Raw genomic sequence first — 19253 nt, forward strand, 5'->3', positions numbered from 1 at the left:
GGGTCACACAGGCCGACGACGGCCCGCCCGGGCCTACCCCTCCCGCGGCGGCGGGATCGGACCGGACGGGGGAACCCACACCTCGCAGGGTGTGTTCGCACCCGCCAGCCGCCGGTCCGTCGTCACGAGCGGGCAACCCAGCTCGTCGGCCAGCGCGACATACAACCCGTCGGACACACGGATGCGATCGCGCAGGGCAAACGCGCGCCGGACGTGGGCGGCGGAGGGGGGCACCAGTTGCTGGGCCCTACCGAGCGCCGCATCGAGGGCGATCCTCGCCGCGTCCGGCGCCAAACCTCCAGAACGGACGAGCCGGGCGAGTGCCGAAAGGACCTCGGCCGGCTGATGCGACGGAGCGGCGACCTCCTCCTCGTCGAGCAGCCCGAGGATCCACTTCGCGTTCCGCTGGACCAGAACGACGTCGACGAGAGCCGACGCATCGAGAACGATCACTCGCCGAACTCCTCGCGGACTTCGTCGAGGAGGGCGGCGGAGTCGATGACCAGATCGCCGGGAGGTGGCAGAGCACGCATCCGCGCCACCCACTCCTTGCGCTCCGAGGTGCGGAGGGCGCGCTCGACGGCCTCCTGGGTCAGCGCCGAGAGCGGGAGCTTGTGCTCCTGGGCCGCCCGGTAGAGCTCGTCCGGGAGGTAGACGCTGACCTTTGGCATACCCCCAGTGTACCCCCAAGCTTTCAGAACAGGAGCAGGTCGTCCCGCTGCATGCCGCGCAGGGCGTCGTAGTCGACGGTGACGCAGCGGATGCCGCGGTCCTCGGCCAGCGTGCGGGCCTGCGGCTTGATCTGCTGCGCCGCGAACACCCCCGCCACCGGCGCGAGCAGCGGGTCCCGGTTCATCAGCTCGAGGTAGCGGGTGAGCTGCTCCACGCCGTCGATCTCGCCGCGGCGCTTCACCTCCACCGCGACCGCGCCGCCGTCGGCGTCGCGGCAGAGCAGGTCCACCGGGCCGATCGCGGTCATGTACTCCCGGCGCACGAGCGTGTAGCCCTCACCCAGCGTGCCGGGGTGCGCGGCGAGCAGCTCCTGCAGGTGCGCCTCGACGCCGTCCTTCACGAGCCCGGGGTCGACGCCGAGCTCGTGCTTCGAGTCGTGCAGCACCTCGTCGATCGTGATCACGAGCGACTCCTCGGCCTTGTTGCGCACCGTCCACACGCCCGGCTGCTCCTCGAGCCAGCACGGCGGGCTCATCCAGTTCAGGGGCTTGTAGGCGCGGTCGTCGGCGTGGACGCTGACCGAACCGTCGGCCTTGACGAGCAGCAGCCGCGGCGCCATGGGCAGATGGGCGGTGAGCCGCCCGACGTAGTCGACCTGACACCGAGCGATGACGAGACGCACAGGGGGACCTTAGGGGCTCGCCCCCGCTCCCCCGTGCGCGGTCAGCGCGGCGCGTTGCGGGCCGCCAACGCCGTGCCCGCCGCGGCCAGCGCCGTCCGCAGCTCCGGGGGGTCGAGCGCCTCGACCTCACCGCCGAGCGCCGTGAGCTGGCCCGCGGCGACGTCGATGCCCTCGACGTCGAGCTCGAGCTCGCGCCACCCCTCCGCGTCCGGGGGCCCGGCCTGTGCGATCGCCTTGAGCGCCGCGTCGTGGTCGGCGGCGTGCGGGAGGGCCTTGAGCCCGCGCGGCCCCACGCGCAGTCGGACCGTCGCGCGCAGCATCTGGCTCTCGAACCGCCCGGCCGCCCCCTCCCACCACTCGGCGAGGTCGAAGTCGTCGGGCCGCTCGAAACGATCGCCGGTGGGCTGCGCGGCCACGATCCGGTCGACCCGGTACGTGCGGACGGCGCCGTCGACACCACCGGCGACGTACCAGGTGCCCGCCTTCAGCACGAGTCCCAGCGGCTCCATCGTCCGCTCGACGATGTGATCGCGACCGCGCCGGTAACCGATGTGCAGGCGCTGCTGATCCCACACCGCCTCGGCGACGGCCGCCAGCTGCGTCACCTGCTGCGGCGTGTGGAACCAGCCCGGGGCGTCCAGGTGGAACCGCTCAGCCACGGCCCGTGCGTGCTCCCGCAGGTCGGCGGGCAGGGTGGCGAGCAACTTGGCCTGCGCACCCGCCAGCGCCGCGCTCATCCCGAGCTCGGCGAGCACCTGCGGGGCACCCACGGCGAAGATCGCCGCCGCCTCGTGGGCCGTCAGCCCGTCGAGGCGCGTGCGCCAGCCGTCGAGCATCCGGATCCCGCCGCCCCGGCCGGGCTCCGTCCACAACGGCACACCGGCCGCCGACAGCGCGGCGACGTCGCGGTAGATCGTGCGCTCCGACACCTCCAGCTCCCGGGCGAGCTCGGCCGCGGTCGCCCCCCGCAGACGCTGGAGGGTGAACAGCAGCGTGACGAGCCGGGACGCGCGCACCCCGGCATCGTGCCCGATCCGGCCACGGGGCACGGTGGGTGGCGTGCAGAGGATCAGCAGCCGGCAGGTGTACGCCAACGCGTGGATGACCGTCCGGGAGGACACCGTCCGGCGCGACGACGGGTCGGAGGGGATCTACGGGGTCGTCGACAAGCCGACGGCGGCCATCGTCATCCCCCGCGACGGGGACCGGCTGCACCTGGTCGAGCAGTTCCGCTACCCGGTCGGGCAGCGGCGCTGGGAGTTCCCGATGGGCACCGCCCCCGACCGGGCGGAGGTCGACCCGGCGGAGCTCGCCGCCCGCGAGCTCGCCGAGGAGACCGGGCTCGTCGCGGGGCACATGGAGTTCCTCGGCGATCTCGACCTCGCGCCCGGTACGTCCAGCCAGCGCGAGCACGTGTTCCTCGCGACCGACCTGCGCGAGGGCCCGATCAGCCGTGAGCCCAGCGAGCAGGACATGCAGGCCCGCTGGTTCACGATCGGCGAGTTCGACAAGATGGTCCGGCGCTCCGAGGTGGTCGACGCGCAGACGCTCGCCGCCTACCTGCTGATGCTGCTGCGCGAGCGGTGACCTCGGGCGACCGGCGGCGTACCGGCCCTACCTCTTCCGGAGCAGCGTCACGCACAGCCGCCACCCGCCTCCGGGCCGGACGATGAGGGGCTCGTTCAACGCCGCGTCCGTGTCGAACTCGCCTCGGTCCTGCAGCGCGTAGTACGCGCCAGGGCGCATCCGGACCGACGTCGACGGCTTCCCATCCGACCCCGTGCAGGCCGCCTCGCGGCTGTCGTACGCCGGGGCGCAGGTCGTGCAGGCCGGCAGCGTGACCTCGTGCGCCGTCGGTCCGGCGATCAGCACGCGCACCTCGGTGGCCGCCGCGTTGTAGACCAGAACGGTCTCGCTCGCCGGAGCGTCGATCGGCGCGGGGAGCGGCAGCGACCGGCCCGCTGCGGCGCCTACCTCAGCCGTGATGAGGGCCGAGCGGGCCTGCGGGACGCCCGGGTCGCCCGGGTAGTCGACCATCAGCGTCTCGAAGCGCTCGGTTGCGCCGCCGTAGTCACCCGCGGCGAAGTTCGCGAGCCCGCACCCGGAGAGCGAGCGCGCCCGGTCCCCGTTGGCCGCCGCGGCGACGCCCGCGGCGTCCGGAAGCGTGATCGCGTAGTCGAGCACGGGGAGCGCCTCGCAGAACCGTCCCTCGGCGAACGCCGAGTTGGCCTCGGTGAACGTGTCGAGGACGGCCTGTGGCACCCCGGCGGCCGGCGCGGTGTCCGCGAGGTCCCGCTCGACCAGCAGCAGGTCGTCCATCGCCGACCGCATCGCGTCGACCCGGGCCGCACCTGCGGCCGCGGCCATCGTGGCGCGCGCCGCCGTGGCCCGCTCGACGTGCGTGGCGGCGAGGTCCTCGCGCACCTGCGCCGCGTCCGGCTCGCCGCCGAGCTCGTGCAGCAGCTCGCCGTAGCGGGCGATGGCACCGTCGAGGTCACCCGCACCGCGGAGTGCCACCGCCCATGCCAGCAGCGCGCGGCGGGCGCCGTCGCGGGCGAACGGCTCGAGCAGGCTGCCGGTGTGGTCCCGCCGGAACGCCTGGTAACCGGTCACCGCCGCCGCGAGGGCACCGGCCCGCTCGGACCCCTCGGCACTGAGGAAGTCGTCGCACTCGGCCCGCCGCAGCGCCGCGGCCGGGACGTCCCGGCTCAGGGTGAGCTCGTACGGCCCGGTGAGCGCCGCGAAGGAACGGTTCGCGGCCGTGCAGTCGGCCCGGCCCTGGGCGTCGAGGCCACCCGCGTACGTGGCGCGCGCGGCACCGGCGTACCCGATGTGGCCGCCGACGACCACCAGGACGGCGACGATCCCGAGGGCGACCGGCCGCAGCCGGTCGGCGAGCGTGACCGGCCGTGGGCGCACGCGGGCCACCGTCCAGGCGTCGACGGCCGTGGCGACCGCCCACGTCCCGAGGAGGATCCGCCACAGCCACGGCGAGCCGGCCGCGTCGTTGGCGAAGGCGACCACGACCATCAACGCCACGATGACGAGGCACGCGGTGGCCCGCAGCCAGCACCGCAGGTAGAGGTAGCCGAGCCCGAGCCCGGTGAGGTTCAGCAGCGCCGCCGCCACCGCCGACCACCCGGCGGCCTCCCGGGGCTCCGGCGATCCGGCGGGCTCCGTCGGGTCGCCGGTGCCGTCGCCACCCATGCCCCCCACCCCTCTCCGTCCCCCTCACCGGAGAGAGTTGACCACGGCAGGCCGCGGGGCAATCCCCAACTGCGGATCCGCGGTGGGCGGCGACGGCACCCTGTTCGTGGGCGGCTACCGCAGCCGCACCGGCAGCCGGGCGAGCCGCCGCATCCCCGGCGCCCGCACCCACTCGAGCTCGTCGGAAGCGAGCGCGAGCCGCGGGTACCGCTCGACGAGCGCCCGCAGCGCCACCTCCCCCTCCTGCCGGGCGAGCGCCGCCCCGAGGCAGTAGTGGAACCCGTGGCCGAACCCGACGTGGCCCTCGCCGTGCCCGGCCGGGCGGCGCGTGACGTCCAGCCGCTCGACGTCCGCGTACTCGCGGGGGTCGTGGTTGGCCGAGACGAGCACGGGCTGCACCACCTCGCCCCGGCGGATCGTCACGCCACCGAGCTCCAGGTCCTCGGCCGCGTAGCGCATCCGGGCGATCGCCACGGGGCCGCACCAGCGCATGAGCTCGTGGACGGCGCCGGGCCACCGGGCCGGGTCGTCCCGCAGCAGGGCGAGCTGGTCGGGATGGGTGAGCAGCGCGACCGTCGCGTTGCCGATGAGGTGCGCGGTGGTCTCGTGGCCCGCGATCACGAGGGTGATGACCATCGTGACGAGCTCGTCCGCGCTGAGCCGGTCGCCGCCCTCCTCCTGCACCTGGACCAGGGCCGAGAGCAGGTCGTCGGCGGGCTCGGCGCGACGGCGGGCGATCTGCTCGTGGACGTGGTCGACCATCTCGCGGGCGGCCGGCGCGATGGCTCCGGGCTGCATCCGCATCAGCGCGGTGCTCCAGCGGTGCCAGGCCGGCCGGTCCTCCTCCGCGACGCCGACCAGCTCGCAGATCACGGTGATCGGCAGCGGGTAGGCGTACTCGGCGACCAGGTCGACGGGCTCCGCCTGCCCCGCCATGCGGTCCAGCAGGGCTGCGGTGATCTCCTCCACCCGCGGCCGCAGCGCGTTCACCCGGCGCACGGTGAACGCGCGGGACACGAGCTTGCGCAGGCGCGAGTGGTCGGCGCCGTCGTAGTCGAGGATCGAGTCGGCGAAGTAGTGCGCGAGCTCGGCCGGGATGCCGATCTGCTCGATCATCTTGTCGCGCACGCTGTCGGCCTTCACCCCTGGCACCGAGCGGGCGCTGTTGACGAAGCGCGGGTCGGACAGGACCGTCCGAACGTCGGCCTGCCGGGTGACGAACCACGCCGGGCTGCCGTCGGGCGCCTCGCCGCGCACCACGGCCGCCTGCTCCCGCAGCTGCCCGTAGCCGCCCGCCGGGTCGGCGATCAGCCCAGGGTCCATGATGTTGGGCACGACGGGTGGCGTCGCGGTCATCGGTGGCTCCGTTTCCCGGCGCCGCGCGGATCCCGGTTCAGCGGACACGGCGGCTCCATTCCTCGTCGATGTGCACCAGCAGCGCCCGGTAGCGCTGCGCGATCACGGGTGCGATCCGCTCGAGCACGGCGGCGGGCGGGTCGGCCACCTCCAGGGCCGCCGCGAGGGTGCTCTCGAGCAGGTCGGCGGGCGCGCCGACGCCCAGCCGGGGGATCCCGGGCCCCAACCCGTCGATGACGACGAACCCCATGCCGACGGCGGAGAACACGTACAGCGCCGACTCCGGGCCGAGGCCCGGGCGCAGGCAACCGGCGTCGGCGAGCAGGCGGATGTGCTCGACGATCGCCTCTTGGCGGTGCGCGGTGAACTCGCCGAGGCTCCCGGCGGCCTCGTGCACGAGCTTCCCGAGCACCTCCACGTCGCCCAGGTAGAGGGAGCGCGCCACCGGGTCTGCCGTCATGTCCTCGTAGACGTGCCGCATCATGCGGCTCGGCAGCACCTCGCGCGCGTCCGACTCCATCCGCTCGGCCACGCCACGCGCGATCACGCGGTGCACGCGCATGAGCACGGTCAGGAAGAGCGCGTCCTTCGACCGGAAGTGCAGGTAGACGGTGCCCTTGCCGATGCCGGCGTGCCTGGCGACGTCGTCGATGGTGACCCGTTGGTAGCCCCACCGCACGAGCAGCTCGGCGGCGCTGTCGAGCATCCGCTCGACGCGCGGTTCCGACGCTGCCACGGGTCCCCCTCAGAACTCTTTGACCAGATTTACGCATCCAGTCATACGGTCACAGTACGACGGCTCGGCACGCCTGGCAACAGCGGGCTACCGTCGGGACATGGGCGACTACGAGCACCTGCTGGTGAAGCAGGACGGCGACACCCTGCGGATCACGATGAACCGGCCGGAGCGGCGCAACACGCTCACCGAGGCCCACATGCGCGAGCTGCTGGATGCCTTCGAGACCGCGGGCCGCTCCGACGCCACCGGCATCGTGCTGGCCGGTGAGGGCAAGGCCTTCTCCGCCGGGCACGACTTCGCCGACGTCGCCGCCCGCGATCTCGCGGGCGTGCGCGACCTGCTGCAGCTGTGCACGCGGCTGATGCGCACGATCGAGTCCGTCCCGCAGGTCGTGATCGCGCGCGTCCAGGCGATCGCGACGGCCGCCGGGTGCCAGCTCGTGGCGTCCTGCGACCTCGCCGTCGCCGGCGAGTCCGCGGCGTTCGCCATCCCGGGCGGCAAGGGCGGCTGGTTCTGCCACACCCCCGCCGTGCCCGTCGCCCGCAACGTCGGCCGCAAGCGGCTGATGGAGATGGCGTTCACCGGCGACCCGATCGACGCCGGGACGGCCGCCGAATGGGGTCTGATCAACTACGCCGTGCCCGACGCCGATCTCGACGCCCGCGTCGACGAGCTGCTCGCCCGCGCCACCCGGGGCAGCCGGTTCGCGAAGGGCGTCGGCAAGCAGACCCTGTACGCCCAGCTCGACCGGCCCGAGGCGGACGCCTACGCCATCGCGCTGGAGGTCATGGCGTCGATGTCCCAGACCCCGGGCGCCCGGGAAGGGATGGCGGCGTTCCTGGAGAAGCGCCGACCGGTCTGGCCCGACTGAGATCACGGCCTGTCGACACCTACGCTGCTCGGGATGCTTTCCCGACGGCGGCTCCTCGCGATCACGGTCACGGCCGGCACGGTCGCGGCGTGCGGGCGGCCCTCGGGCACCAGCCTGGAACGGGCGCGTGCCGCCGGCGCGATGCGCATCGGGATCTCCGGCGAGCAGCCCTACTCGTACACCGACACGGACGGCCGGGTCACGGGCGCGCAACCCGAGGTGGCCCGCGTGGTGCTCGACCGCATCGGGGTGCCCGGGCTCGACGCGGTGCAGGTGCCGTTCCACGAGCTCCTCCCGCGGCTGCGCGACGGCCAGTTCGACCTGGTGGCCGCCGGGATGACGGTGACCCCCGACCGCTGCCGTGACGTCGCGTTCACCCGTCCAGACTTCGTGGCCTTCCCCGCGTTCCTGGTCCGCAAGGGCAACCCGGAGGGGATCGAGTCCTTCCGGGACGTCGCCCGCTCCCGCGCCAGGCTCGCCGTGCTCGCGGCCGCCAGCGAGATCGACTACGCCCGGGCGGCCGGCGTGCCGGACGACCGGCTGGAGATCGTCGACAGCCAGTCCACGCTCTTCCGCAGCGTCGCCGACGAACGCGTGGCGGCAGGCGCCCTCACCCGGATCTCGCTGGTGGACGTCCTGCGCCGCAACCCCGGATCGGGGCTCGCCGTCACCGACGCCGTCGAACCGGTGGTGGGCGGCCGCCGGACCGTGCCCGGCGCCGCCTTCGCCGTCCGCACCGGGGAGAACGACCTGCTGGCCGCGTTCGACCCGGTGCTCGCGGACCTGCAGGCCTCGGGCGAATGGCTGCGGCTCACGGAGCCGTTCGGCTTCACGCGCGACAACCTGCCGCCGCCCGACCTGACGACCGAGGACCTCTGCCGGGCCTGAGCCGGTGCCCAGGACGTCAGTGCCCCAGGACCGCCTTCAGGAACTCCTGGGTACGGGGGTGGTCGGGCTCCGAGAACAGCTTCTGCGGCGCCGCGTCCTCGATCACCTTCCCGCTGTCGAACATCATCACCCGGTGCGAGAAGTCGCGGGCGAAACCCATCTCGTGCGTGACGCAGAGGATCGTGATGTCGGTGCTCTCCCCGATGTCGCGCAGCAGGGCGAGCACGCCGGCGACCAGCTCGGGGTCGAGTGCCGACGTCACCTCGTCGAGCAGCAGGACGTCGGGTTGCATGGCGAGCGCGCGGGCGATCGCCACGCGCTGCTGCTGCCCGCCCGAGAGCCGGGACGGGTGCTCGTCGATCTTCTCCCCGAGCCCCACCAGGTCGAGCAGCTCCTGCGCCCGGGCGTTCGCCTCGTCCTTGGACAGGCCGAGCACCCTGGTGGGCGCCTCGACGAGGTTGCCGCGAACGGTCATGTTCGGGAACAGGTTGAACTGCTGGAACACCATCCCGATGCGCTTGCGCACCTCGCGGCTGTGCTTCTCGTCGGCCGGGACGAGCTTGCCGCCCTTCTCCATGTGGGACAGGCCCTTGCCGGCGACCTGGATCGTGCCCGCGCTGACGGACTCCAGGCACATCAGCAGCCGCAGGATCGTGGTCTTGCCCGACCCGGACGGGCCGATCAGGGTGACGTGCTCGCCGGGCGCGACCGTGAAGCTGAGGTCGGACAGGACGACGTTGTCCCCGAACCGCTTCTCCACCTCGTCGAAAACGATCATCGGCTCGGCGGCACCGTCAGATTGCACCGACACGACGCTCCAATCTGCGCATCAGCAGCGACGCGGGATAGCTCAGCAGCAGGAAGAACACACCCGCCATGGTGTAGGGCTCGACGTAGCGGAAGTACGTGTCACCAGCCTCCTGCGCCCGGCCGACGACGTCCAGGATGCCGATCCCGATCAGCAGCGGGACCTCCTTGAACATCGAGATCACGTAGTTGCCCAGCGCCGGGATCACGCGCGGGACGGCTTGCGGCAGCACCACACCGGTCCAGACCCGCGACCGCGGCAGGGAGAGCGCCGTGGCGGCCTCCCACTGCCCGCGCGGGATCGCCTCGATGCCGGCGCGGTACACCTCGGAGGTGTAGCAGGCGTAGTGCACACCGAGGGCGATGACGCCGACCACGAGCCCCGGCAGCACGATGCCGAGCGTCGGGAGCCCGAAGAACAGGAAGAAGATCTGCACCAGCAGCGGCGTGCTGCGGACGAACTCGACGAAACCACGCACGATGATCGCGACGATCCGCGGCCCGCGCAGCAGCACCGCGAACACGAGGCCGAGCAGCATCGCGATGATCGAGCCGAGCACGGTGGCGACGAGCGTGAGCCCGAGCCCCTGGACCAGTGCGGGCAGGATCGAGAACGCGTAGTTCCAGTCCCAGACGGCCATCAGTGGGCCCCCGCCAGTGCTCGGGCCGGGCCGCGGGTCGTCCGCCGGCCGAGGCGGACGGCGGTCGTCCGCTCCAGCATCCGCATCACCGCGGTGATGACCAGCGACATGATCAGGTAGTAGACCAGGAGCAGCAGGTAGATCTGGATCACCCAGGGGTTGAAGTTCGGGACGAGTACGTCCTTCGCCTGCCGGGTGATCTCGTGGATGAACACGAACGACAAGATCGACGTGCTCTTGAGCAGCTGGATGAAGAGGTTGTTGAAGGGCGGGATCATCTCGGCCACCGCCTGCGGGAGGATCACCCGGCGCATCCGCTGGGCCGGCGACAGGCTGAGCGCGAGCGCCCCCTCGTACTGGGCCCGCGGCACCGACTGCACCGCACCACGGACGATCTCGGCGCCGTACGCACCGTGGTTGAGGCCCAGCACGGCGACGCCGCCCCAGATCGGGATGAACTCGAAGCCGACCAGCACCGGAAGCGCGAAGAAGATCCAGAACAGCTGCACGACCTCGGACGTGCCCCGCAGCCCCTCCACGTAGATCCGGCTGATCACCCGCACCCACCGCCACGGAGACAGCAGCGCCAGGCCGGCGACCAGCGACAGCACGATCGTGAGCGCGATGCCCCCGATCGTGGCGATCAGCGTGTTCGACAGGCCCTGGTTGAGGATCGACACCCAGGCGCCGAGGTTCTCCATGGCCGGCTCAGGCGGCGCAGAGCTTCTCGGTGGTCAACCCGTCGGCGGGCAGGTTGGCCTCCGCGAAGCCGAACGGGCTCGCGGCCGTGAGCCACCGCCCGTCGTCGTGGGCCTTCTGCAGCTCGGCGTTGAACGCCTCCCGCAGGTCGTTGTCCGCCTGCCGGAACACGAAGCCACCCGCGGAGACGACCGGCTGCCCGTTCTCGGTGGGCGTGAAGCCCTCGGTGACCTCCACACCGGCGTTCGGGTTCTTGCCGGCCAGCCACTTGAGCGAGATGTCCGTGAGCGCGCCGGCGTAGGCCCGGCCCGACGTGACGGCCTGCAGCAGCGCGTTCTGGTCGTCGAACGCGCTGATGTTGCCGCCGGGGACCCCTGCCGACTCGGCGTACCCCTGCTCCACCGCGGCGCTCAGCACCGCGAGCGGAAGCCCCTTGGACGCGATGTCCTCGAACGTCTTGACCTGCTGGGGGTTGCCGGCGGGCACGAGGAACGCCGTGAGAGCCGAGTAGTCCGGGATCGAGAACGCGGCCTGGCCGCACCGCTCCGGCGTGATGTTCATGCCGGCGCACACCATGTCGTAGCGGTTGGCGTTCAGCGCGGGGATGAGCGAGCCGAAGTCGACCTGCTCGGCCTGTACGTCGCCGATGCCGATGCCCTGCAGCACGACCCGGGCGACCGCCGGGGCCTCGCCGGTGACCTGGCCGCTGGTGTCGCTGAAGCCGTAGGGCTCCTCACCCGCGATACCGATCTTGATCGTGCCGGCGCTCCGGGCGCGCTCCAGGACGCTGCCGCCCTCGCCGCCACCACCGCCACCGCCACCGGTCGCCTGGCACGCGCCGAGCACCGTCCCGCCGCCCAGCGCGACCGCCCCGGCCGTCGCCGTGCGGCGGAGGAAGTCCCGCCTGCTCCAGCCTCGCTGCGTCATCTGGTTCCCCTTCTCGTCGGACCGCGGCCCCCCTCCGGCCACCGCCGTTCGACGTCCGAACGTAGGTGAACTCCACGGGCGAGCCCGCACCCGGGCTCTCCAGACCACCACTCGTTACGCGACCGCAATGAGTAGCCCGCAGCCGGCCGATGTTCACCCGATCGGACGCCATGAGCGGAGCTGGAACGGGGTACTCAGGTCAGTTTCGCCGGTGATCACGCGGATGGCCCGGCAAGCCGGTGGCCCCGCGATGCGACAGGATCGGGGCCATGCTGCGCATCGCCGGGCTACCGGTCTGGGTCGGCCCGTCCGACGTCATCGCCGGGGCGCGCGCCGTCGCCGGGTGGAGCGACGAGGCCGTCGAGGTCGTCGCCACCCTGCCGGCGCGGGTGTCCGGCCTCCTCGACGAGGCCGACGGGCTGGTCGGGCGGATCACGGCCGTGGCCGACCGCGCCGACGTCATCGTCGATCGCACCGACGGCGTCATGCGGTCGGTCGACGAGCTGCTGGGCACGGTGCGGGCGACGGTGGGGCGCGTCGACGAGGTGCTCCGGGGCGTCGACGCCCTGCTGGCCGACGTCCGCTCCGTCGCCGATGGCGCAGCGCTCCTCGTCCGGAAGGCGGGATCCGTGGCCGACGAGGCCGCCGTCGTGGTGACCGGCGCCGGCACGATCACCGAGGGCGCGCGCACGATCGTCGCCACGGCCGGCGCGGTGACCGATCGCGCGGGTGGCGTCATCGACCAGGCGGCCGGTGCCACGGAGGCCGCCACCGAGCTGCTCGCCGTCTACCAGCCGATCGCACACCGCGCCGCCCCGCTCGCCGAGCGGTTCGTGGAGGAGTTCTCCGAGGACGAGGTCCGCGCGGCGATCCGGCTGGTCGACCAGCTGCCGCAGCTCACCGAGCACATGGAGCGCGACATCATGCCGATCCTCGCCACCCTCGACCGCGTCGGCCCGGACGTCCACGAGCTGCTCGAGCAGCTCAAGGAGGTGCGCCAGGCGATTCAGGGCATCCCCGGCCTGCGGTTCTTCCGCCGCCGCGGCGAGCGGGAGGACGCCGAGGAGAAAAGTCCCCGCTGAGCACCGATGAGTTCCGTTCGTGCGGGCTGTCTACATGGCAGCAGACTCCACCCCTCCCGAACGGAGCCCTCCGATGACCGCCATCACCGCCACCCGCCCCGTCACCATCCGCATCGCGAACGTCGCCCTCTGGGTGGTGCAGGTCCTGCTCGCCGCAACCTACGCGTTCGCGGCGGCCGGCAAGCTCGGCGGAGACCCGGCGGTCCTCGCCGGGTTCGCGGCCATGGGCATCGGCACCACCGTCGTGTACCTCATCGGCGCGCTGGAGCTGGCCGGCGCGATCGCGATGTTCGTCCCCCGCCTGACCGGGCTCGCCGCCACCTGCTTCGTCGCGCTGATGGTGGGCGCAGTGATCGCCACCCTGGCCGCAGGCGGCGGCGCGATCGTCGCGTTCCCCGCGACCGTCGGCGTCGTGGCGGCCGTGGTCGCGTGGGGCAGGCGCGAGAGCACCCGCCGGCTGATCGCCCAGCTGCGCCGCTGAGGCCGCCCCAACGCGGTCACACACCAACAGTGGTGCCGGCACACGAACTGCAGTTCGTGTGCCGGCACCACTGTTGGTGTGTCAGTGGCCGTGGGCTGCCAGCACCAGCGTGACGATCTCGTCCATCATGGCCGTGAGCTGGTAGTCCTTCGGCGTGAACACCGCCGCAACCCCGCGCCGCCGCAGCTCCGCGGCGTCCTCCGCGGGGATGATCCCGCCGACCACCACCGGCACGTCGTCGGCGCCCGCCGCGCGCAGACCCTCCACCACGGCGGGCACGACCTCCAGGTGCGACCCGGAGAGCACCGAGAGCCCCACCACGTGCACGCCCTCCTGCACCGCCGCGGCCACGATCTGGGCAGGCGTGAGCCGGATGCCCTGGTAGACCACCTCGAAGCCGACGTCGCGGGCCCGCACGGCCACCTGCTCCGCCCCGTTGGAATGCCCGTCGAGGCCCGGCTTGCCCACCAGCATCCTCAGGCGTGACCCGATGGTCTCGCTGCCGGCGCGCACCCTCTCGCGCACCTCTGCGATCTCGGTGGCCGCGGCTCCGCCCACCGCGACGGCCGACACCCCGGTGGGTGCGCGGAACTCGCCGAACACCTCGCGCAGCACCCCGGACCACTCGCCGGTCGTGACGCCGGCCTTCGCGCAGGCGATCGAGGCGTCCATCAGGTTGGTGTCGGTCTTCGCGGCGTCGCGCAGCCCCGCCAGCGCGGACTGGACGGCGGCGGCGTCCCGCCCGGCCCGCCATTCGCGGACCGCCTCGATCGCGGCGGCCTCCGTGGTCGGGTCCACCGTCTCGACCGACGCGGCCCCCTCCGCCTGCAGCGGGCTCGGCTCCGTGCTCTGGTACCGGTTGACGCCGACGACCACGTCCTCGCCCGCCTCCATGCGCTTGCGCCGCTCGGCGAGCGAGCTCACGAGCCGACCCTTGATGTAGCCGGACTCCACGGCGGCGACGACCCCGCCCATCTCCTGCACCCGGTCGATCTCCACACGGGCGCCATCGACGAGCTCGGACACCTTGGCCTCGACGACCCGGCTGCCGTCGAAGAGGTCCTCGTACTCCAGCAGGTCGGTCTCGAAGGCGAGCACCTGCTGCATGCGCAGCGCCCACTGCTGGTCCCACGGCCGGGGCAGGCCGAGCGCCTCGTTCCAGGCGGGCAGCTGGATCGCGCGGGCCCGCGCGTCGCGCGACAGCGTCACCGCCAGCATCTCCAGCACGATGCGCTGCACGTTGTTCTCCGGCTGCGCCTCGGTGAGCCCGAGCGAGTTGACCTGCACCCCGTAGCGGAGCCGCCGCTGCTTGGGGTCCTGCACGCCGTAGCGCTCGCGTGTGATCTCGTCCCAGAGCCGGGCGAACGCGCGCATCTTGCACATCTCCTCGACGAACCGCAGTCCGGCGTTCACGAAGAACGAGATGCGCCCGACGACGTCGCCGAACCGCTCCTGCGGCACCTGCCCGGCGTCACGCACGGCGTCCAGCACGGCGATCGCCGTGGACAGCGCGTACGCCAGCTCCTGGGGCGGCGTGGCGCCCGCCTCCTGCAGGTGGTAGCTGCAGATGTTGATCGGGTTCCACTTCGGGATGTTCGGCACCGACCAGGCGATCATGTCGGCGATCAGGCGCATGCTCGGCGCGGGCGGGAACACGTAGGTCCCGCGCGAGAGGTACTCCTTGACGATATCGTTCTGCGTCGTGCCGGCGAGCAGCTCGGCGTCGGCGCCGTGCTCGTCGGCCACGGCCACGTACAGCGCGAGCAGCCACATCGCCGGAGCGTTGATCGTCATCGAGGTGTTGGCCTCGGCCATCGGGATGCCGTCGAACAGGGCGCGCATGTCACCGATGTGGCTCACCGGCACCCCGACCTTGCCGACCTCGCCCTTCGCGAGCTCGTCGTCGGGGTCGTAGCCGGTCTGCGTGGGCAGGTCGAACGCGACCGAGAGCCCGGTCTGGCCCTTCGCGAGGTTGCGGCGGTAGAGCGCGTTCGACTTCTTGGCGGACGAGTGGCCCGCATACGTGCGGATCACCCAGGGGCGATCGCGCTCGCGGTCGGTCGGGTACGGCACCGTGCACCTCCGCGTCGAGATGAGCTGACACGATGCTACTGGCGCGTAACCCGCTGGGCGCCGGTTCACGAGCGGCGTCACACCATGGGATCGATCCAGGCAGGGGGGCGCGGATTCTGCGCCCAGGACGCACAATCACCCGGTGTCCGACGCCCGGCTCACCATGGTTATCGGCGTTGTCCTGATGCTCGGGATCCTGCTGCTCGCGCTGCGCTGGACGTTCGGCACCGGCCGGGACCAGCCCGCGCCGCACCTGCCCGATCCGGACGACCCCACGGGCGACGGCCTGCTCACGGAGGTCTCGCGGGTGCCGACGGAGGCTGCGGCGCAGGTGCTGCGCTCCCGCCTCGCCGATGCCGGGATCCGCGCGACCATCGGCCGCACCGGCGACGCCTACCGGCTTCTCGTGTTCCCCGCGGACCTGGGCGACGCCAAGGTCGTGGCCCGCACGAACGAATGAGGTGGCCGTGCCCCGCGTCGCCGGAGCACGGCCACCTCTTCCCCCGTGGAACGGGCGCCGCCCCCACGGCCGCCCGGCCCGTTCAGCGGCGCTCGGACGCCTCCCCCGCTGCGATCGCCACGGTCGGCGCGTCGCCGGTGGCCTGCTCCCCAGCCGGCCGCCGGCGCTTGCGCACCGCCCGCACGATCAGCGCGACCACGACCGCGGCGACCGCCGTGGTCGTGACCGTCGGTCCGAGCAGGTGCGCGGAATGCCGGATCGCGATCGATGCGGTGCTGCCGAGCCCGACGTAGACCAGGCCCCACAGCACCGCGCCGACCGCGGTGTACCGCGCGTACCGCCCCCACGGCATGCGCAGCGTTCCGGCGATCACCGGCACCAGCGAGTGGGCCACGGCGAGGAACCGCGACCCGACGAGCGCGCGCCCCGTTCCCCCGCGCAGCACGCCCTCTGCCCGCACCCAGTTCGCCTCGCCGATCTTGCGACCGCCCCAGCTCGCCCGGATCCGTCCCCCGAACCTCCGGCCGAGCAGGTACCCCCCGGTCTGCCCGACGAGGCTCGCCCCCGCCGCGACGGCGGCGAGCACCAGGTACTCCCCCGTGGTGACCACGGTCGTCGCCGCGGCGAGCAGGACGACCTCCCCCGGTGTCACCAGACCGACGAGCACGGTGGTCTCCAGCACCAACAACACGCCGACCACCGCGTAGAGCTGCCACGCGGGGATCGCGTCGATCATCGAGAAGAAGGAGCCGAGCCAGTCGCCGATCACTCGTCCACCCTGTCGCGGGTGCGGCGCCGGGCCTATCGGGGCAGCCCCTGAACCGGGGTGGGGATCTCCCCCGTCTTCACTCGGGGCTTGCCCCTGGGTGTGAGGTTCCCTACGTTCGCACCGCGGCTGTAATCGATTTCTCGGGGGACGGAGGTGGCTCGTGCCCGACAGCGGCGGCGCACTGGTCACCATGAGCGGCATCACGAAGCGCTTCGGTGGCGTGCTGGCGTGCGACGACGCCGAGCTCTCCGTCCGGGCCGGCGAGGTCCGCGCACTGCTCGGGGAGAACGGCGCGGGCAAGTCCACGCTGATGAACGTCCTGGCGGGTGTGATCACCGACCACGAGGGCACGATCAGCGTGGCCGGCCGGCCGTACCGGTTCCGCGGCCCGGGCGACGCGCAGGCGGCCGGCATCGCGATGATCCACCAGGAGCTGGACCTCGTGCCCGGCCTGTCGGTGGCCGAGAACATCTTCCTGGGCCGGGAGCCCCGCACCCGCCTCCGCACCGTCGACACCAGGCGGATGGCCGCCGCCGCAAGGACCCAGCTCGCCGAGCTCGGCGTCGAGCTCGACCCGAACCGGTCGGTCGGGTCGCTGCGCGTCGGCGAGCAGCAGCTCGTGGAGATCGCCAAAGCGCTCTGCTCATACTCGGGCCCGCAAGCGACCCGTCGGCCGACGGACGCGCGCGTGCTGGTGATGGACGAGCCGACGGCCGCGCTCGCCGACGCCGAGGTGCGGTTGCTCTTCGCCACGATCGCCCGGCTGCGCGAACGCGGGGTGGCGATCATCTACATCTCGCACCGCATGGAGGAGATCGAGGAGATCGCCGACCGCGCCACCGTCATGCGCAACGGCCGGGTGGCCGGCACCGTCGACCCGCGCACCGCGACGCGCCAGGACGTGATCGAGCTGATGGTCGGCCGGGCCGAGGACGAGCAGTTCGGCCACGCACCCACCGCCGACCACGCGAAGGTGCTGCTGGAGGTGCGCGACCTCACCGTGCACGCGAGCGGGCACCGGGCCGGCCGCACCGACCCGGCCGGCATCGACCTCACCGTCGGCGAGGGTGAGATCGTCGGGCTCGCCGGGCTGATGGGCGCGGGCCGCACCGAGCTGCTCGAGACGCTCTACGGGGCCGCCCCGGCCGGCCGGCGCACCGGAACCGTGCGCCTCGAGGGCCACCCCTACGCCCCTTCCGGGCCGCGCGCCGCGCTCGCCCGCGGCGTCGGCTTCGTGCCGGAGGACCGGCGCGGCAGCGGGCTGCAGCTCGACCACTCGGTCGGGCACAACATCGCGCTCACCGCGCTGCGATCGCTGTGCACGGCGGGGGTCGTCCGGGCCCGGCGGGAGCGCCGGTCGGTGCGGGAGCAGATCTCGGCGCTGGCGATCCGGACCGCGTCGGCGGCCGTTCCGGTCGGTACGCTGTCCGGCGGCAACCAGCAGAAGGTCGTCTTCGCCCGCCAGTTGCTCGCGCGGCCCCGGCTCCTGCTGCTGGACGAGCCGACGCGCGGGATCGACATCGGCGCCAAGGCCGAGCTGTACCGGCTGCTGCAGCGCCTGGCGGGCGAGGGCATCGGCATCCTCTTCGCCTCGTCGGAGCTGCCGGAACTGCTCGGCGTATGCGACCGGATCGTGGTCCTGCGCCGCGGCCGGGTGGTCGCCGACCTGCCGCGGTACCGCGCGGACCAGGCGACCGTGCTGGCCGCCGCCATGGGCGCGGCTCAGGAGGGACAGCGATGAGAGACCCCGAAGCGGCGCGCGAGCAGGCCGGGCGCCGTCCTGCGGGGGAGGCGCGCAGGGAGCGAGGAACGAGCGACCGAGCACCGGAGGAGCAGGACGGCGCCTCGAAGGGCCTGCGAGCAGCCGGAGCGAAGCGCAGGCGATCCGACACAGCCGACACGCTCTTCCGGTTCCAGAGCCTGTTCGGCCTGGTGGTCGTGTTCGTGGTGGCCGTGCTCGCCTCGCCGCAGCGCAACGGGGAGCTCATCTTCCTGTCGCTGTCCAACCTGGGCAACGTCGTCCGCGCGGTGTCCGAGATCGGGATCATCGCGATCGGGATGACGTTCGTGATCCTCATCGGCGGCATCGACCTCTCGGTCGGCGCCGTGCTGGGCCTCTCCGCCGTCGGCACCGCGATCCTCATGGTCGACAGCGGCTGGGGCGTGCTCCCCACCGTGCTGGTGGTGCTGCTGATCGGCGCCGCGTTCGGTGCGCTGCAAGGCGTCGCGACGGCCGTGATCGGCATCCAGGCGTTCATCGTGACGCTCGCCGGGCTCCAGGTGGCGCGGGGCCTCGCCCGGATCTGGTCCGGCGGGGTCGGCGTGCCGATCGCGTACGGCGACGGGCCGCAGCAGGCGCCGCCGTCGTTCGAGATCCTGCGCGGCTCGATCAACGGCGTGCTGCCGGCACCCGCGGTGATCTTCCTCGTGCTCGGCGCGATCGCCGTGATCGTGCTGCGCACCACGGCGTTCTCCCGGCACGTGTACGCGATCGGCGGCAACGAGAAGGCCGCGCGGCTGGCCGGCGTCCCCGTGACGCGGGTGAAGATCGCCGTCTTCACCATCGCGGGGTTGTTGACGGCGGTGGCCGGGATCATCCACGCCGGCCAGCTGAGCCAGGGCAGCCCGAACGACGGGATCGGCTACGAGCTGAACGCGATCGCCGCCGTGGTGATCGGCGGCACCAGCCTCGCCGGTGGCGTCGGCACGATGAGCGGCACGCTCGCCGGCGCACTGCTGCTCGGGATCCTCACCAACATCCTCGGCCTCAACAACATCGACGCCAACATCCAGCTGCTGATCACCGGGCTGGTGATCGTCGCCGCTGCCGGCCTGCAGAAGCTCCGCCGCACCGTCACCTGACGGGCGGGAAAGATCGCCATTCGAGGTTCAGGGGGAT

Annotated in this window: 21 protein-coding genes; 8 read left to right on the top strand and 13 right to left on the bottom strand. The window is 72.8% G+C overall.

Annotated features, from left to right (window positions below; all coding sequences use genetic code 11):
- Window positions 1-33: 33 nt before the first annotated feature.
- From ACU436_RS08535 to ACU436_RS08550, 4 genes are read right to left on the bottom strand one after another with little or no spacing between them, the layout of a single operon-like run.
- Window positions 34-453, bottom strand: coding sequence for a type II toxin-antitoxin system VapC family toxin (locus tag ACU436_RS08535; protein WP_459023363.1), 420 nt, complete (start codon window positions 451-453; stop codon window positions 34-36).
- On the bottom strand, window positions 450-671 hold the full coding sequence (locus tag ACU436_RS08540) for a type II toxin-antitoxin system CcdA family antitoxin (protein ID WP_459023365.1): 222 nt from the start codon (window positions 669-671) through the stop codon (window positions 450-452). The genes ACU436_RS08535 and ACU436_RS08540 overlap by 4 nt, the downstream gene beginning before the upstream one ends.
- Window positions 672-694: 23 nt before the next feature.
- Window positions 695-1354, bottom strand: a complete 660-nt coding sequence (nucS, locus tag ACU436_RS08545) for an endonuclease NucS (RefSeq protein ID WP_459023367.1) — start codon at window positions 1352-1354, stop codon at window positions 695-697.
- Window positions 1355-1395: 41 nt separating this feature from the next.
- Window positions 1396-2370, bottom strand: coding sequence for a helix-turn-helix transcriptional regulator (locus tag ACU436_RS08550; RefSeq protein WP_459023369.1), 975 nt, complete (start codon window positions 2368-2370; stop codon window positions 1396-1398).
- A gap of 34 nt (window positions 2371-2404) precedes the next feature.
- Between ACU436_RS08550 and ACU436_RS08555 the strand changes: the two genes are divergently transcribed.
- Window positions 2405-2941 carry an NUDIX domain-containing protein gene (locus ACU436_RS08555; RefSeq protein WP_459024302.1) on the top strand — a complete coding sequence of 179 codons (537 nt, stop codon included), beginning with the start codon at window positions 2405-2407 and terminating at the stop codon, window positions 2939-2941.
- A 27-nt stretch (window positions 2942-2968) separates the two neighbouring features.
- Here the strand turns inward: ACU436_RS08555 and ACU436_RS08560 are convergent, their stop codons facing one another.
- From ACU436_RS08560 to ACU436_RS08570, 3 genes are all read right to left on the bottom strand, one after another.
- Entirely contained in the window at window positions 2969-4561 is a 1593-nt protein-coding gene (locus ACU436_RS08560; RefSeq protein WP_459023371.1) for a hypothetical protein, read from the bottom strand.
- 114 nt (window positions 4562-4675) lie between these two features.
- Window positions 4676-5917: a cytochrome P450 family protein gene (locus ACU436_RS08565; RefSeq protein ID WP_459023373.1), complete on the bottom strand. Its 1242-nt coding sequence runs from the start codon at window positions 5915-5917 to the stop codon at window positions 4676-4678.
- A 37-nt stretch (window positions 5918-5954) separates the two neighbouring features.
- A complete protein-coding gene (locus tag ACU436_RS08570; protein WP_459023374.1) occupies window positions 5955-6653 on the bottom strand; it encodes a TetR/AcrR family transcriptional regulator in 699 nt (232 codons plus the stop codon).
- Window positions 6654-6753: 100 nt separating this feature from the next.
- Here ACU436_RS08570 and ACU436_RS08575 point away from each other — a divergent pair, with 100 nt between their 5' ends.
- Both ACU436_RS08575 and ACU436_RS08580 read left to right on the top strand, forming a co-directional pair.
- Complete coding sequence (locus ACU436_RS08575) at window positions 6754-7527, top strand: enoyl-CoA hydratase-related protein (RefSeq protein WP_459023376.1); 774 nt, start codon at window positions 6754-6756, stop codon at window positions 7525-7527.
- A gap of 33 nt (window positions 7528-7560) precedes the next feature.
- Window positions 7561-8415, top strand: a complete 855-nt coding sequence (locus tag ACU436_RS08580; RefSeq protein WP_459023378.1) for a transporter substrate-binding domain-containing protein — start codon at window positions 7561-7563, stop codon at window positions 8413-8415.
- A gap of 16 nt (window positions 8416-8431) precedes the next feature.
- Here ACU436_RS08580 and ehuA read toward each other — a convergent pair whose 3' ends face one another.
- From ehuA to ehuB, 4 genes are read right to left on the bottom strand one after another with little or no spacing between them, the layout of a single operon-like run.
- Entirely contained in the window at window positions 8432-9193 is a 762-nt protein-coding gene (ehuA, locus tag ACU436_RS08585) for an ectoine/hydroxyectoine ABC transporter ATP-binding protein EhuA (RefSeq protein WP_459024304.1), read from the bottom strand.
- Between the two features lie 16 nt (window positions 9194-9209).
- On the bottom strand, window positions 9210-9863 hold the full coding sequence (gene ehuD / locus ACU436_RS08590; RefSeq protein ID WP_459023379.1) for an ectoine/hydroxyectoine ABC transporter permease subunit EhuD: 654 nt from the start codon (window positions 9861-9863) through the stop codon (window positions 9210-9212).
- On the bottom strand, window positions 9863-10564 hold the full coding sequence (gene ehuC / locus ACU436_RS08595; protein ID WP_459023381.1) for an ectoine/hydroxyectoine ABC transporter permease subunit EhuC: 702 nt from the start codon (window positions 10562-10564) through the stop codon (window positions 9863-9865). The genes ehuD and ehuC overlap by 1 nt, the downstream gene beginning before the upstream one ends.
- Before the next feature lie 7 nt (window positions 10565-10571).
- The gene (ehuB, locus tag ACU436_RS08600) at window positions 10572-11489 is read right to left on the bottom strand and encodes an ectoine/hydroxyectoine ABC transporter substrate-binding protein EhuB (RefSeq protein ID WP_459023383.1); all 918 of its coding nucleotides are present in this window, start codon (window positions 11487-11489) and stop codon (window positions 10572-10574) included.
- 269 nt (window positions 11490-11758) lie between these two features.
- On the opposite strand from ehuB, the gene ACU436_RS08605 reads away from it, so the two are divergent.
- Together ACU436_RS08605 and ACU436_RS08610 are read left to right on the top strand one after the other, a co-directional pair.
- Window positions 11759-12571, top strand: a complete 813-nt coding sequence (locus tag ACU436_RS08605) for a hypothetical protein (RefSeq protein ID WP_459023385.1) — start codon at window positions 11759-11761, stop codon at window positions 12569-12571.
- A gap of 73 nt (window positions 12572-12644) precedes the next feature.
- Entirely contained in the window at window positions 12645-13052 is a 408-nt protein-coding gene (locus ACU436_RS08610) for a DoxX family protein (protein ID WP_459023387.1), read from the top strand.
- An 81-nt stretch (window positions 13053-13133) separates the two neighbouring features.
- Here the strand turns inward: ACU436_RS08610 and ACU436_RS08615 are convergent, their stop codons facing one another.
- Window positions 13134-15125: a protein meaA gene (locus ACU436_RS08615; RefSeq protein WP_459023388.1), complete on the bottom strand. Its 1992-nt coding sequence runs from the start codon at window positions 15123-15125 to the stop codon at window positions 13134-13136.
- Between the two features lie 142 nt (window positions 15126-15267).
- Between ACU436_RS08615 and ACU436_RS08620 the strand changes: the two genes are divergently transcribed.
- On the top strand, window positions 15268-15585 hold the full coding sequence (locus tag ACU436_RS08620; protein WP_459023390.1) for a hypothetical protein: 318 nt from the start codon (window positions 15268-15270) through the stop codon (window positions 15583-15585).
- A gap of 82 nt (window positions 15586-15667) precedes the next feature.
- On the opposite strand, the gene ACU436_RS08625 is transcribed toward ACU436_RS08620, so the two are convergent.
- Window positions 15668-16354, bottom strand: a complete 687-nt coding sequence (locus tag ACU436_RS08625; RefSeq protein ID WP_459023392.1) for a DedA family protein — start codon at window positions 16352-16354, stop codon at window positions 15668-15670.
- Window positions 16355-16514: 160 nt separating this feature from the next.
- Between ACU436_RS08625 and ACU436_RS08630 the strand changes: the two genes are divergently transcribed.
- Complete coding sequence (locus ACU436_RS08630; protein ID WP_459023394.1) at window positions 16515-18095, top strand: sugar ABC transporter ATP-binding protein; 1581 nt, start codon at window positions 16515-16517, stop codon at window positions 18093-18095.
- Window positions 18092-19216 carry an ABC transporter permease gene (locus ACU436_RS08635; RefSeq protein WP_459023396.1) on the top strand — a complete coding sequence of 375 codons (1125 nt, stop codon included), beginning with the start codon at window positions 18092-18094 and terminating at the stop codon, window positions 19214-19216. The genes ACU436_RS08630 and ACU436_RS08635 overlap by 4 nt, the downstream gene beginning before the upstream one ends.
- Window positions 19217-19253 lie beyond the last annotated feature (37 nt).

This window comes from Pseudonocardia wallangbongensis, from assembly GCF_054486945.1.